The 14,001-nt window shown below is 44.3% G+C and carries 15 protein-coding genes and 1 pseudogene; 9 read left to right on the forward strand and 7 right to left on the reverse strand.

The window, feature by feature from the left end; genetic code table 11:
- The first annotated feature begins 126 nt into the window (after positions 1-126).
- The 8 genes from hisG (at position 127) to hisIE (ending at position 7,677) form a co-directional block, all read left to right on the forward strand.
- Positions 127-984: an ATP phosphoribosyltransferase gene (gene hisG, locus PSM36_RS10315; RefSeq protein ID WP_076930829.1), complete on the forward strand. Its 858-nt coding sequence runs from the start codon at positions 127-129 to the stop codon at positions 982-984.
- A 114-nt stretch (positions 985-1,098) separates the two neighbouring features.
- Positions 1,099-2,547, forward strand: a complete 1,449-nt coding sequence (gene hisD, locus PSM36_RS10320) for a histidinol dehydrogenase (protein ID WP_076930830.1) — start codon at positions 1,099-1,101, stop codon at positions 2,545-2,547.
- On the forward strand, positions 2,534-3,574 hold the full coding sequence (hisC, locus tag PSM36_RS10325) for a histidinol-phosphate transaminase (protein ID WP_076932187.1): 1,041 nt from the start codon (positions 2,534-2,536) through the stop codon (positions 3,572-3,574). Before hisD ends, hisC begins: the two co-directional genes overlap by 14 nt.
- A 112-nt stretch (positions 3,575-3,686) precedes the next feature.
- A complete protein-coding gene (gene hisB, locus PSM36_RS10330) occupies positions 3,687-4,775 on the forward strand; it encodes a bifunctional histidinol-phosphatase/imidazoleglycerol-phosphate dehydratase HisB (protein ID WP_076930831.1) in 1,089 nt (362 codons plus the stop codon).
- 33 nt (positions 4,776-4,808) lie between these two features.
- Positions 4,809-5,387, forward strand: a complete 579-nt coding sequence (hisH, locus tag PSM36_RS10335) for an imidazole glycerol phosphate synthase subunit HisH (RefSeq protein ID WP_076932188.1) — start codon at positions 4,809-4,811, stop codon at positions 5,385-5,387.
- Positions 5,388-5,447: 60 nt separating this feature from the next.
- On the forward strand, positions 5,448-6,170 hold the full coding sequence (gene hisA / locus PSM36_RS10340) for a 1-(5-phosphoribosyl)-5-[(5-phosphoribosylamino)methylideneamino]imidazole-4-carboxamide isomerase (protein ID WP_076930832.1): 723 nt from the start codon (positions 5,448-5,450) through the stop codon (positions 6,168-6,170).
- 170 nt (positions 6,171-6,340) lie between these two features.
- Positions 6,341-7,093, forward strand: coding sequence for an imidazole glycerol phosphate synthase subunit HisF (hisF, locus tag PSM36_RS10345; protein WP_076930833.1), 753 nt, complete (start codon positions 6,341-6,343; stop codon positions 7,091-7,093).
- The gene (hisIE, locus tag PSM36_RS10350) at positions 7,090-7,677 is read left to right on the forward strand and encodes a bifunctional phosphoribosyl-AMP cyclohydrolase/phosphoribosyl-ATP diphosphatase HisIE (protein ID WP_076930834.1); all 588 of its coding nucleotides are present in this window, start codon (positions 7,090-7,092) and stop codon (positions 7,675-7,677) included. Before hisF ends, hisIE begins: the two co-directional genes overlap by 4 nt.
- 65 nt (positions 7,678-7,742) lie before the next feature.
- On the opposite strand, the gene PSM36_RS10355 is transcribed toward hisIE, so the two are convergent.
- Positions 7,743-8,771, reverse strand: coding sequence for a metallophosphoesterase (locus tag PSM36_RS10355; RefSeq protein ID WP_076930835.1), 1,029 nt, complete (start codon positions 8,769-8,771; stop codon positions 7,743-7,745).
- A gap of 339 nt (positions 8,772-9,110) precedes the next feature.
- Between PSM36_RS10355 and PSM36_RS17900 the strand changes: the two are divergent.
- Positions 9,111-9,260: pseudogene (locus PSM36_RS17900) on the forward strand (prolipoprotein diacylglyceryl transferase); the annotation flags it as partial.
- An 80-nt stretch (positions 9,261-9,340) separates the two neighbouring features.
- Here PSM36_RS17900 and PSM36_RS10360 read toward each other — a convergent pair.
- The 6 genes from PSM36_RS10360 to PSM36_RS10385 form a co-directional block, all read right to left on the reverse strand.
- Positions 9,341-9,748 carry a putative toxin-antitoxin system toxin component, PIN family gene (locus PSM36_RS10360; protein ID WP_076930836.1) on the reverse strand — a complete coding sequence of 136 codons (408 nt, stop codon included), beginning with the start codon at positions 9,746-9,748 and terminating at the stop codon, positions 9,341-9,343.
- Entirely contained in the window at positions 9,741-10,229 is a 489-nt protein-coding gene (locus PSM36_RS10365) for a hypothetical protein (protein ID WP_076930837.1), read from the reverse strand. The genes PSM36_RS10360 and PSM36_RS10365 overlap by 8 nt, the downstream gene beginning before the upstream one ends.
- Positions 10,230-10,347: 118 nt before the next feature.
- A complete protein-coding gene (locus PSM36_RS10370) occupies positions 10,348-11,652 on the reverse strand; it encodes a class I SAM-dependent methyltransferase (RefSeq protein WP_232001414.1) in 1,305 nt (434 codons plus the stop codon).
- A gap of 119 nt (positions 11,653-11,771) precedes the next feature.
- Complete coding sequence (gene rpmA, locus PSM36_RS10375; RefSeq protein WP_076930839.1) at positions 11,772-12,041, reverse strand: 50S ribosomal protein L27; 270 nt, start codon at positions 12,039-12,041, stop codon at positions 11,772-11,774.
- A gap of 20 nt (positions 12,042-12,061) precedes the next feature.
- Positions 12,062-12,373: a 50S ribosomal protein L21 gene (gene rplU, locus PSM36_RS10380; RefSeq protein ID WP_076932189.1), complete on the reverse strand. Its 312-nt coding sequence runs from the start codon at positions 12,371-12,373 to the stop codon at positions 12,062-12,064.
- 116 nt (positions 12,374-12,489) lie between these two features.
- Positions 12,490-13,992: a bifunctional ADP-dependent NAD(P)H-hydrate dehydratase/NAD(P)H-hydrate epimerase gene (locus PSM36_RS10385; RefSeq protein WP_076930840.1), complete on the reverse strand. Its 1,503-nt coding sequence runs from the start codon at positions 13,990-13,992 to the stop codon at positions 12,490-12,492.
- Between the last annotated feature and the right edge of the window lie 9 nt (positions 13,993-14,001).

Raw genomic sequence — 14,001 nt, forward strand, 5'->3', positions numbered from 1 at the left:
TTGAGGTTGGTATGTACGAACAGAAGAAAACATATATGCACAAACCCGTCTGAAGAAACTCAGGCGGGTTTTTTGTTTAATATCATCCCCGGAATATCCGGTACGATTGAATAAAGTGGATAAAAAATGGAAAAAATTAAAATCGCTATTCAAAAAAGCGGACGACTAAGCGAGAAATCCCTTGACCTGCTCACGGAATGCGGTATCAATGTCTCCAACGGCAACCGCAAACTGAAAACCGATGCACATAACTTTCCCATGGAGATACTCTTCCTGCGCGACGATGATATCCCGCAATATGTTGAACAGGGAGTGGCCGACATCGGTATCCTGGGGCAAAACGAGGTATGGGAAAAGGAAAAGGATGTAGTAGAGATAGAAAAACTGGGGTTTGGGAACTGCCGTCTTTCACTTGCGATTCCGAAAGATGAGATATACACGGGACTGGATTACTTTAACGGAAAACGCATAGCGACCAGCTATCCAAAAATCCTGAAAAAGTTTTTCAGGGAGAAAGGAAGGGACGTGAAGATAGAGGAATTGGGAGGAAGCGTGGAAATTGCGACGGGGATCGGTCTGGCTGATGCAATCTTCGATATAGTAAGTACCGGAAGTACTCTCATCATGAACGGATTGAAGGAAGCGGAAGCCATCATCAAAAGCCAGGCAGTGCTGATCGGCAACAAAAACCTATCGACAGCCAAAACCGAACTGCTGGAGCGATTGTTATTCCGTATAAAGGCTTATAAAAACGGACAGGGAAAAAAATATGTATTGCTCAACGCACCCAACGAGATTATCCCCGACATTGTGAGATTATTACCCGGTATGCGTTCCCCCAGTATCCTTCCGCTGGCCGACAAAGGATGGAGCAGTGTTCACTCAGTAATTCATGACGACGATTTCTGGGAAATCATCGACGAATTGAAACGCTTAGGCGCCGAAGGAATCCTCGTAGTCCCCATCGAGAAGATGATCCTGTAATAATTTCAGATTCAAGATTTCAGATTCAAGATTCAAGATTCAAGATTTCAGGAATCAGGACTTCTTCTCTTCCAAGTTCAATCGTTAAATCAACAAATCAGTTATATCAGTTATATGAAAACGATTTCAAACCCTTCGCAAAGCAAACAAAAAAAGCTGGCCGAACGCCCTATGATCAGGCAGCGGAAGCTGATGACCACGGTGGAAAGAATATTCTATAACATCCACCGTAAAGGCGATAAAGCGGTACTTACTTACAGCCGTCAGTTCGACTGGCCGGCACAGGAGAGGCTGGAAGTAGACCGTGAGACAATTGAAAAGGCAGCAGGATTGGTATCCGAAAGGTTAAAACAGGCCATTGAACTGGCACGAAAAAATATAGAATCCTTCCATCGTTCTCAACAGGAAGAGATACGTAAAGTGGAGACCGCTCCCGGTGTAGTCTGCTGGCGCGAGTCGCGCCCTATCACACGGATAGGTATCTACATACCCGGCGGTACCGCCCCACTCTTTTCCACGGTACTGATGCTCGCAGTACCTGCAAAAATTGCCGGATGTAGCGAGATTGTATTATGTACACCCCCCAACGAGGAAGGGAAAATCCACCCTGCCATCCTCTATGCCGCTGCACTGACAGGGGTGACGAAAATATTCGCTGTAGGAGGGATCCAGGCCATCGGGGCAATGGCTTTCGGTACGGAAAGTATTCCAAAGGTTGATAAAATATTCGGCCCGGGTAACCAGTATGTGATGGCCGCCAAACGCTCCGCGCAATATTACGGTACCGCTATCGACATGCCGGCAGGGCCAAGCGAGCTTCTGGTGATTGCTGATGACACTTCCAATCCGGTATTCGTAGCGGCTGACCTGTTGTCACAAGCCGAACATGGACCCGACAGCCAGGTAATTCTGCTTTCCGACAATAAAAAGGTGATCAAAGCGGTCAATAAAGAACTGGACCTCCAACTGGAAGGTCTACCCCGGAAAGAGATCGCGGCGCAGGCGCTCAAAAACAGCAAGGCGATTCTTTTCGATGATCTGGAGGAATGCGTCGATTTCAGCAATTTCTACGCTCCGGAACATCTTATCCTGGCTACCGAAAACCCGGTACTGTTGAGCCGGAGAGTCACTACTGCCGGTTCCATTTTCCTCGGACATTATAGTTGTGAAAGTGCGGGCGATTACGCCAGCGGCACCAACCATACCCTCCCTACAAGTGGACATGCTGCGGCCTATAGTGGTGTATCACTCGACAGTTTCGTCAAAAAGATCACCTTCCAACAACTTACCGAGGAGGGAGTGATCAGTATCGGTAATGCAGTGGAGATCATGGCCGAAGAGGAACAACTTATCGCACACAAGAATGCCATGACGCTCCGTCTGGGAGCGGTAAAGGCAAGGCAAATAGCGATGACAGGTTACACGCAGGAGCAGGTACAAAATCAGGAACAAGAACAACAAATACAACAAGGGGAATCTCAAGCATCATCACAAACAGAGCGGCACGATGCAGATGAGTTACCTCAAACAGAACAACAAGATGACGAAAATGGAGAATTTTGATCTGGAACCGCTGATACGCCCCAATATCCGGGCATTACACCCCTACTCCAGTGCACGAGATGAATTCACGGGTGATGAAGGTATCTTCCTCGATGCTAACGAAAATCCATTCGGACAAAAGAATCGTTATCCTGATCCTCATCAGCGCCTGCTAAAAAAAGCCCTCTCTGTAAGAAAACATATCCCAGTGGAGAACATCTTTATCGGAAACGGAAGCGATGAGGCTATCGACCTGATCTACCGCATCTTCTGCGAACCGCAACAGGATCGGGTAATCATCTGTCCCCCTACTTACGGTATGTATGAGGTATCGGCCAATATCAACAACGTGGAGGTGCTCCGGGTGCCGCTGACCGATCAATTCGAATTGGACATCGATAAAATACTATCCCTTCAGGCACAATGTATCTTCGTCTGCTCTCCAAATAATCCAACAGGGAACAGTCTTCAAAATGTAGAACGATTGCTTCAGAAGTTCCGCGGGATCGTAGTAGTCGATGAGGCCTATATCGACTTCAGTGCCGACAACAGCTTTCTCGAAAAATTACCCGATTATCCCAATCTGATTGTGATGCAGACTTTCAGTAAAGCATGGGGATTGGCTGGCGCACGTGTAGGCGTAGCCTATGCAAGCGCTGACATCATCACATTGATGGACAAAACAAAACCTCCCTATAATGTGAGTGCGCTGAATCAGGAAGAAGCGTTAAAAGCGCTCTCAAACCCTCTCGAGTTTGAACGGCAGCTCTCCATCATATTAGAACAACGTACTCTGTTGGAAAAAGAGTTGAAAGAATTGTCACTGGTACATCATGTCTATCCGTCAGATGCAAATTTTCTGCTGGTGGAAGTAACAGATGCCAATAAGATATACCAACATCTGGTCAATAAAAAGGTGATTATCAGGAACCGTAACAGCGTTGTCCGGAATTGCCTCCGTATCACAGTCGGCACACCGGAAGAAAACCGGATGCTGATAAACGAATTGAAAAATTATAATGGAGAATGGAGAATTATCAATTACTAATTACTAATTGTTGTTTTCGTTACTGTGGACTTCTAAATTTCTCCACTTCTTGGACTTCTCCTCTTCTTAAACTTGTGATTTCTAACTTCTAAACTTCTTAGTGCAAAAAAATATGAAAAAAGTATTATTTATCGACCGTGACGGGACGTTGATTATAGAACCTGAGGATGAACAGATCGACAGCCTGGAAAAACTGGAATTTTACCCGAAGGTATTCCGGAACCTCTCCCGTATCGCCGGTGAATTGGAATACGAATTGGTGATGGTTACCAACCAGGACGGGCTGGGTACTTCCTCATTTCCCGAAGAGACTTTCTGGCCGGTACAGAACAAAGTCATCAAGGCTTTTGAAAATGAGGGAGTACATTTCAGTGAAGTACTGATCGACCGATCTTTTCCCCACGAAAACCTACCTACCCGAAAGCCCGGTACCGGTATGCTCACCCATTATATGAGAGGAGGATACGATCTGGAGCATTCTTTTGTAATAGGAGACCGCATAACAGATGTACAACTTGCTGAAAATATGAATTGTAAATCTATTTTACTGAATAATAATTCATATCCGGGAGTCACATTATGTACTACAGATTGGGGAGAGATCTACCAGTTTCTGAAAGAGGAGCCACGCCGGGGGAAAGTACACAGAAAGACTTCCGAGACCGATATCTTCGTCGAAGTGAACCTTGACGGTAAAGGGAAAAGCGATATCTCTACCGGGCTGGGATTTTTCGACCATATGCTTCATCAGATCTCCCGACATGGCAATATCGACCTTACCATCCGTGTGGAAGGTGACCTGCAGGTGGATGAACATCATACTGTAGAGGATACTGGTATTGCTCTGGGAGAGGCCTTTATACAGGCGCTGGGTAAGAAAAAAGGTGTAGAACGGTATGGCTTCCTGCTTCCAATGGATGATTGTCTGGCACAAGTGGCCATCGACTTCGGCGGACGTCCGTGGTTGGTATGGGAAGCAGAATTCAATCGTGAATTTGTGGGCGATCTTCCCACGGAAATGTTCATGCACTTCTTCAAATCGTTCAGTGACAACGCCCGCTGCAATCTCAATATTAAAGCGGAAGGCGACAATGAGCATCACAAGATCGAATCTATCTTTAAAGCCTTTGCCCGGGCAATAAAGATGGCAGTAAAGCGAGATGGAACAGAAGGTATACCCAGTACGAAAGGAACGCTGTAATTGATGTGGTAATTTGTTGATGTAATGATGAAGATGATAGCAATTATTAAATACAACGCTGGCAATATCACATCGGTCAAAAATGCGGTCGAACGGCTGGGTTATGAGTGTAAGGTGACCGATGATATTGATGAAATTCTATCTGCTGAAAAGGTGATTTTTCCCGGTGTAGGAGAAGCAGGCTCAGCAATGATCTATTTAAAGAATAAAGGGTTGGATAAAGTCATTCAATCTTTGACCCAACCGACCTTGGGTATCTGCCTCGGCTTACAACTTATGTGTCGATACTCGGAAGAAGGCGATACAGAATGTTTGGGTATCTTTGATGCTGCTGTGAAAAAATTCCCGGTAACAGATATTGTCCCTCATATGGGATGGAACAATCTGGATATACAGGAAACCCCTCTTTTCAGCGGTTTCGGAAAGGATGATACCGTTTATTTCGTGCACAGCTATTATGCCGAAATATGTTCCGATACAATTGCCCGCTGCAATTATATTCTGCCATTCAGTGCTGCTATACAGAAAAATAATTTTTATGCCACACAATTTCATCCTGAGAAATCAGGAGATGTGGGTGAAAACATATTGAAGAACTTTTTGGAACTGTAGTTCAGGAAAAGCGGGAAAATGGGAAGGTGTGATGATTTATTGATTTAATAATTAAGAAGAATGAGAATTATTCCGGCAATAGATATAATAGAGGGGAAATGCGTGCGCCTGGCCAAAGGCGATTATAATACACAGAAAATATATAACGATAATCCGCTCGAAGTAGCTAAGGAATTTGAAGCCAATGGCATACAACACCTTCACGTGGTGGATCTCGACGGCGCCCGTTCAAAGCATATTGTCAATCATAAGATTTTATACAATATTACCACTAAAACCTCACTGAAAGTAGATTTTGGTGGCGGTATCAAATCGGACGAAGATATTCGTATTGCCTTCGAGAATGGTGCAGTACAAATAACCGGCGGGAGTATAGCTGTGCAAGAACCTGTTACTTTTCAGCAATGGCTCGACAATTATGGCACAGAAAAAATAATTCTCGGTGCAGACAGTAACAATCGGAAAATTGCCACTCACGGTTGGATACAACAATCAGAACTGGATGTAGTAGATTTTATTGCAGATTATGCAAAAAAAGGTATTATATATGTTATCTGTACCGATATCCAGAAAGACGGCATGCTGCAGGGCACATCCAACGAATTATACCGGGAGATCATCGAAAAAACCGGAGTAAAACTGATCGCCAGTGGAGGGGTCTCATCCATCGATGATCTATTCGCCTTAAAAGAACTCGGTTGCGACGGGGCCATCATCGGGAAAGCGTTCTACGAAGGAAAGATTACTCTTCGTGAATTGCGGGAGTTCGTCGAAGAATTATAAGTTATGAGTTATGAGTTATGAGTTATGAGTTATGAGTTAGAAATAAGAAATTAATATTTGGATGTGGAGAATTTAATGAATCGATGATTTGACTACGTCGATTTGCAATTCATTATTTTGAATCTGAATTGCAAATCAGCATAGCTAAATCTAAAATTTTAAATAAAAAAATGCTGAAAAAAAGAATTATCCCCTGCCTTGATATCAGGGACGGGAGAACCGTAAAAGGGATCAACTTCGTAGATATCCGCGACGCAGGCGATGCCGTGGAACTTGCTAAACGATATGTACAGGAAGGGGCCGATGAATTGGTGTTTCTGGATATCACCGCCACCATCGAAAGGCGTAAGACGCTTACAGAACTCGTCACACGTGTGGCGCAGGAAATCAATATCCCATTTACCGTGGGAGGAGGTATCCACTCGTTAGATGATGCGCGTGCGATCATACAGGCAGGAGCCGATAAAGTCAGCCTGAACTCTGCAGCGGTCAAGCGGCCGGAACTGATCACCGAAATAGCCGGACAATTCGGTAGTCAATGTGTGGTACTGGCCATCGACACTAATTTCGAAAACAGTGAATGGATCGTCTATACCCATGGGGGGAAAACCCCAACCAACCTCCGTACTGTAGATTGGGCAAAAGAGGGCGAACAACGAGGTGCAGGAGAAATACTACTTACTTCTATGAATAATGACGGCACGAAGGATGGTTTTGCTATTGGTATTACAGCGGCCGTCAGCGAAGCTGTATCTATTCCGGTGATTGCTTCGGGAGGAGCAGGAACGGTAGAGCATTTCGCTGAAGTATTCAGGCAAACAAAAGCGAGTGCGGCACTGGCTGCCAGCATTTTTCATTTCGGGGAAATTCCTATCCCTGCACTAAAAGATTATTTAAAAACTCAAAACATACCCATACGATGAATATCGATTTTTCAAAGTCGGGAGGATTAGTACCTGCCGTTATCCAGGATACACTCAGCTTACAGATATTAATGGTAGGCTATATGAACGAAGAAGCATTAGAAAAAACACGGAAAGAAGGAAAAGTGACTTTTTTCAGCAGAAGCAAGAACCGCCTTTGGACAAAAGGGGAAACTTCTGGCAATTGGTTGGTCGTGGACGAGATCCTGACGGATTGCGACAATGATACCATCTTGATCAAAGCCTATCCACAGGGGCCGGCCTGCCATACCGGCTCGGTTTCCTGTTTCGGGGACAAACAATCAAAAGGATTCCTGTACGAACTGGAGAATGTGATCGAGAAACGGATCACTGAAAATCCCGAAGGTTCATACACCAGTAAGCTGTTCAGCCGCGGGGTAAATAAAGTGGCGCAGAAAGTGGGAGAAGAAGCCGTGGAACTGGTGATCGAAGCGAAAGACGACAATATCGACCTGTTCAAAAACGAAGCGGCCGACCTGCTCTACCACTTCCTGATCCTGTTAAAGACTAAAAAACTGAAACTGGAAGATATTGAAGCTATATTGGTTGAGAGGCACAATTGAACGTTTTCGTTAAGCTAAATGAGCAGAGTCAAGCAAGCTTGAACTCTGCCACAGCGAAAAAACGACTAATGTAATTGAACGTTTTCAAAAACAAACTGTTGGTCAGGCTCAGTCTTGTACTCGTTTATATACGGAGAGTAGGTTTTTACGGATATTGTTTTATTTTCAGGATCAATGGTAACGATCCGGAGAAACCCGTTTCCACCATTTTCAGAACCTTCTACTCCCGACTGGTAATTGGCCAGCATCTGGTACACATCATTGCCGTGTATTCCGGTGCTCACCAACTGCCCCGTACCACTATGGAGCACATGCCCGCTGAATACCAATAATACATTGGGATACCGGCTCACCAGCTTCTCCCACATCATTTCGCCGTCATTGACGGACTCGTCGCCTGTGTCTTCGCCCACGCCGTATCGTTGTGGTATCCAGGAATGATCGCGATCGATACTCATGCGGGTATCATCCGAATACATATAGTCGTGGGTGTTAATGATAACCTTATGTTTGGGATGTGCCTCAATCACTTCACCCGCCCAACGCAATATTTTATCGCGTGTGCCAAATTCGAGCGAAAGGATCAACCAATCCAATCCGCCGGCACGAAAAGTATGATAGGTATTTTCCATCTTTCCCGGTTCAAAGGCCCCGCCGAAATGTGCCATTTTACTATACCGGTCGTAGGGTAAGTATTTATTGAAAAGTTCCGCGTCCCGGTTACTGGCACTGCCTCCCGGTCCCAGATCATGGTTACCCGGCACAAACGTATATGGTACTTTACCGTCCATTACAGAGAAAGCTGCGACAGCGTTCTGCCATTCCTCCTCGGAGTTGCGATCGGTAATATCCCCCTGTTGAAGGACAAAAGCGATGCTATCAGCATTTTGAACAATCCATTCGGTTTGCGAACGGAATATTTCAGGATATAAACGGGAATACACTTGCGTATCCGGTAACAGGACAAGATTAAAAGGTTTTGCCCGATCAGCACAAGACGACAAAACGAGTAATGCCAGAATGATAAATATTGCCGATATTACCCATTTCTTTAGTTCGTTGAAAAATGATTGTTGCTTTATATTTCTTTTCATATGATTAAAACTATTTATTTTCAAACAAAGGGCATACACATTGATTAAAACACTCTATATTAACATATTACCTGATAGCCAACAATTAACATTCACGAATATATACAGGACAAAAATACAAAAAGATCCCGGAGACAGGTAATCCATTTTAAAAAAATTGTTTGTTTTGCCATTTTTCCGGACATTTTGCGTCTAATATTAAATAGAGAGTCCGGTTTTATCAGACCAAACAAGATAACGTTCGTGTCAATCAATAAAAATATTATATTATTTTACATATTGGATTCTATATATACTTTATTTTCACTACTTTTGGGATTAAATATGTAAGCTACCCGTTTAGAATTCCTAAAAAAGGAACAAGTCGATTTTGAGAAAGGATTGATGCTAAATATGGGACAATGGTTAAGTATTCCTTTTATTTTGGTAGGCGTTTATCTGGTGTTTTTCCACAAAGAACCCGGTAATAAAAAAAGAAAACATGTCTGATTCCTTTCCACCGTCATAACCTGAAAACTGTTCATAAAAATTAGACTATCTTTGAAGCACATTGAATGGGTACAATTCGATCAAAACAACGAAATAAAATCAGCAGCATTAAGGATTGAAATACCTCTAAAAGGGTGTAGAGTCAACAAGTCAGCATCACGAGTAACAATGCAGGCAGCAGTTGCTGCTACTGCCAAATCCAAGAACATATCGTCTTTCGGGTCACGGCAAACGGTGAAGCGTTCAGTAAGCTTTACAGGCAATGCCTGTTGAATAATCTGCTTCATAATAGACAGACGAATTTCCAAAGGAAGAAAACGATCAATTTTCGGACGGGAAATTACTTCTAGATATTCTGCTGCAACAGCCTCACTTATCACTATAGTTCCTTCTCTTAAGGCTTTCTCTAAAACACGGGTTCCCATACTTTTGTTCCAGATCACGGCGCTCACCACCAGATTGGTATCTAAAACAAAAAAATTAGTCATTATCTTCTGCCAGAAGTTGTTCCAGTATATCTTCGGTTAATCCGTTAGCTTCAGCTATGGCTGATGCTTTTTTCATCATTTCGAACAATTCACGATTATCCTTTTCTGTATCCAGCGTATGGGACACAAGTTCATTTTTCCATTGCTCAAAAAATTGGCGATTTTGTTGCAGACGTTCTTCAGAGGCATTCCGGTCACGCAGGTTCTGCTCTGAAATACGGAGTATGTCGTTGATAAAATCCGGTGTAATAGAGTTTTTATATCGTCGTTTCCGGTAGGTTTGCTCATGAATTGGTATGTGATAAGGAACAGCGGGTTCGTCTGCCACTTGCACAACGTCTCCGGAACTATGCCGGTTTTCCAAAAGCCGGTACCTTAACAACAGTTCTATTTCACGGGTAATACTTTCCCGCTCTTCAGTAGATAAATTCTCCCATTTTTGGGCAAGTTCCTTGTTCATATCCAATATAATCCCGCTCATACACATTCATTATTAAAGGATTATACTTTAAATAGCAATAACAAAGATAATGAAAAAAATTGCGAAATATGAAGTATTTGAATAAAATACTTCGCCCCACAGATTCTTATGCATCACCTCAAACTATTCCTTTCCGGCAAATGATCCACACCTTTTGCCCGTCAGCCAGCGTGGTGGCGAACAGATAGACATTACCACCGTCTGCTAACCCGATCTTCCGGCGGATTTCGGCAACCGTCATCGGAAAATTACGAACAGCGATATTCGCTTTTATCGTATCCTGTAAAAAGGTTTTTATGTTTTTCTTATTTGGTGCAAAAGAGGTCTCTACTTCAAAGACACGGCCGGGAAAATCCGCGACAAGTTCGTCAGATGTATATAAATGGCTGTTGATATGCAATTTTTGAAGAGAATATGCCTCTGCAACAGATTTAAAAGCACCTGCTTTTAGGATCGACGTGTTGGGTTCGTATAAATAACGACCCGGATCACTTGCAAACCCGACCACCGTTTCCTGTTCCTGTGTAATGGTAAATAAAAAGCGCTCTTCCCTACCCGATTGTTTGAGATTTACGGCAACAAACAGCGGTTCAGTCACTGCCGTCTTCGATAACAGGAAAAGCAACTCCTTACACTCGTTATCTACCGAAACGATATGTACCGCACTTACACAACGGAGGGTTTTTACCGCTAAGGAAATATCCAGCATCGGTGAATATTTTACCATAACCCTATCCGATTTTTCGAGCAACAATGATTTTATTTCCGACAGATCTGGACTACAATCCTCAATACGGAACAGTTTCCGTCCGGAATTATCCCGCCGGGAAGGATCGAGATAGATAAAATCGAGAGGTGTTGTCTCTTTCAGGAAATGCTCCGCTCCGGCACAATAAATCGTCGTATTTCCCAGTCCCAACACTTGGAAATTGTGCTCCGCTATCCGACATAATTCCTTATTCTGTTCTACATAGAACGCTTTCCGGAAATATGGAGACAGGAACGAGAAATCGACTCCCATTCCTCCGGTCAAATCAGCGAAAGTTTTGTTTTTCCATTCAACCGAACCGGGGTTTGTTGTCTCAACAGAAGAAGTCAAATCGGCAAACGTGTCATTTCGCCCTTCAACGGATTGCTGATTTGTCACCACAACTGTAAAAGATCTCCCATTCTCCTCCGAAACCAGTGAAGCCTTGTAGCGGGCGGTCAACTCCGACGAAGATTGTTCCAGTGAAAGATGTGGCGGATAAAAAACACCTGTCTCCGCATACCACGAAGGAATCTTCTTTTCCGCCATTTGCCGCCCTGCAATCTGCGTCAACAACAAAGGCATATCATCGCGCACAAAACGCAATGCCGTTTCACGTATATCTTCGCGTTCATGCGCCAGAATAAACTGCTTTTGTTCGGGGGTCAGTTGCATAGGCATATACTAAAAAATAAAAACAACCTTACTTTGGAAAGCAGGCTGTTTTTATCAACTAAAAAATTATATTTTATGGTTCAAACTCCCGCTTACCGGGATACCAAAGGCAATTGCTGTTAGGCTTCTGCCTGTACTTGCGGTTGCACCGATACGAATGAGCGGTTGTCTCTCCTTTTACGGAAAACCACTACGCCGTCTACCAGTGCAAACAAGGTATGATCTTTACCCATACCCACATTCTCTCCGGGATGGTGAGCAGTCCCGCGCTGGCGCACGAGGATATTACCGGCTTTTGCCGTTTCACCACCGAATATTTTTACGCCCAATCGTTTACTTTCCGATTCGCGGCCGTTCTTGGAACTACCTACACCTTTTTTATGTGCCATTTCCTTCTGATTTTAACTGATTAAGCAATAATCTCTTTTACTCTCACTTCGGAGAACTGTTGACGGTGACCGTTCAGTTTCCTGTATCCTTTTCTTCTTTTCTTTTTGAAAACAAGAACTTTGTCGCCTTTCACATGGGAAAGGACTTCTACTACCACTTTCGCTCCATCGATGACCGGCGCACCTACTGTTACGGCGCCATCCTTATCTACGAGCATTACTTTCTCAAATTCCACCTCAGCACCTTGATCGGCGTTGATCCTGTGGACAAATAATTTTTGGTCTTGTTCAACTTTAAACTGTTGACCCTGAATGTCTACAATGACGTACATATTAAAATAACCTGAAGTTACGTGCCTGAGGCGGGCCACTCTCCGCAGCCTCTTTTCGGGCCTATTGGCAAATTGAGGTGCAAAATTACACAATTAAATCGTAAAACCCAAACGGATCAGTTCTTTTTTTCCAAACTCCGGTATGCATTTCCTATATTTTCAATGATATCCGAAGCGACGAAACTGCGGGGGTGAATGCACTCACCAGCGATGTCGGCGGTCATTCCATGCAGGAAAACCCCTATTCTGGCTGCCTCTGACGGTTTGTACCCCTGAGCTAACAAACCGGTAATCATGCCTGTCAGCACATCCCCGCTTCCGGCTGTAGCCAATGCCGGCGTACCACTGCTGTTCACATATATTTTTTCACCATCGATAATCATTGAATAAGCACCCTTTACCACTAAGATCACTCCGTATCTATTTGCTAACGCCTTTGTTTTCTCGATTTTTTCATAATCGTCGCACCACTCACCTATCATCCTTTGCAGCTCTTTGGGATGGGGAGTCAATATGGTTCCTGCCGGCAGGAGTCCAAGCCAGTCCGGGTGCCGGGAGAGAATGTTCAGTCCGTCGGCATCCACCGCCAATGGGGTTCTTTTCTGCTGGAGGAACTGGCACATCGCCTGTGCCGTCTCCTCATGCAATCCCATCCCCATGCCAATACCAATCGCATCGGGTTTCAGATCGTAGTCAATTGAACGGATATGCTCCTCACCCTCATCCTCAAGAGCCATCGCTTCGGGAAAACCAGATTGTATAGCAGGTACCCCGCACTTGGGCAGATAGGCCGTAACCAGCCCACAACCTGTTTTAAGTGCCGCTTTCGATGCCAGGGAAACGGACCCGCATTTGCCGAGGCTTCCACCGATGATAAGCGCATGCCCTTGTGTCCCTTTATGCGCAAATTTGGATAGAGGTTTCAGTAGATTGCATATCTCCCTCTTTTCCGTCAGGTAAATATCGGTCTCCGCTTCAGCGATAGCTTCCTGGTTTAAGCCTATATTTACAATACGGACATTTCCGGTAAATCCGGCATTTTCGGGAAGATACAACGCCAGTTTAGGTATCTGGAACGTCACCGTTTCTGTCGCTTTCACCGCGAACTCCGTCTTCCGGTCCGGAAACAGGCCACTCGGCACATCAATACTGACCACCTCTTTTCCACTCTCATTGATCCGGGTAATCACATCAGCAGCAATCCCGCTCACCTCCCGCGACAATCCCGTACCGAATATTCCATCGATCACCACATCAAATGGCGATAGATCTGGAATATCCTCTTTGTTAAGAATCTTTTTATAGGGGATATTTTCAGCTTTCACGCGGCGGATATTGTGGGCACAGTCTTCGGTATATCTATTGCTGAACTCCACCATATATGCTTTCACCGAATAACCCGCCTTATACAAAAGACGAGCCACTACCAACGCATCTCCACCGTTATTTCCCACACCGGCAAAGATGATTACGGATGTATTTCTGTCCGTGTATTTCTCCGTAAAAAATCGATAAAAAGCAGTCGCAGCACGTTTCATTAGTTCAAGAGAGGAAATTCCCTCCCGCGTAATCGTTTCGGCATCTACCTTGCGGATCTGTTCCGATGTGAGGATTTTCATTATTATTTA

This window comes from Proteiniphilum saccharofermentans (genome assembly GCF_900095135.1).
GTDB classification, from domain to species: Bacteria; Bacteroidota; Bacteroidia; order Bacteroidales; family Dysgonomonadaceae; genus Proteiniphilum; species Proteiniphilum saccharofermentans.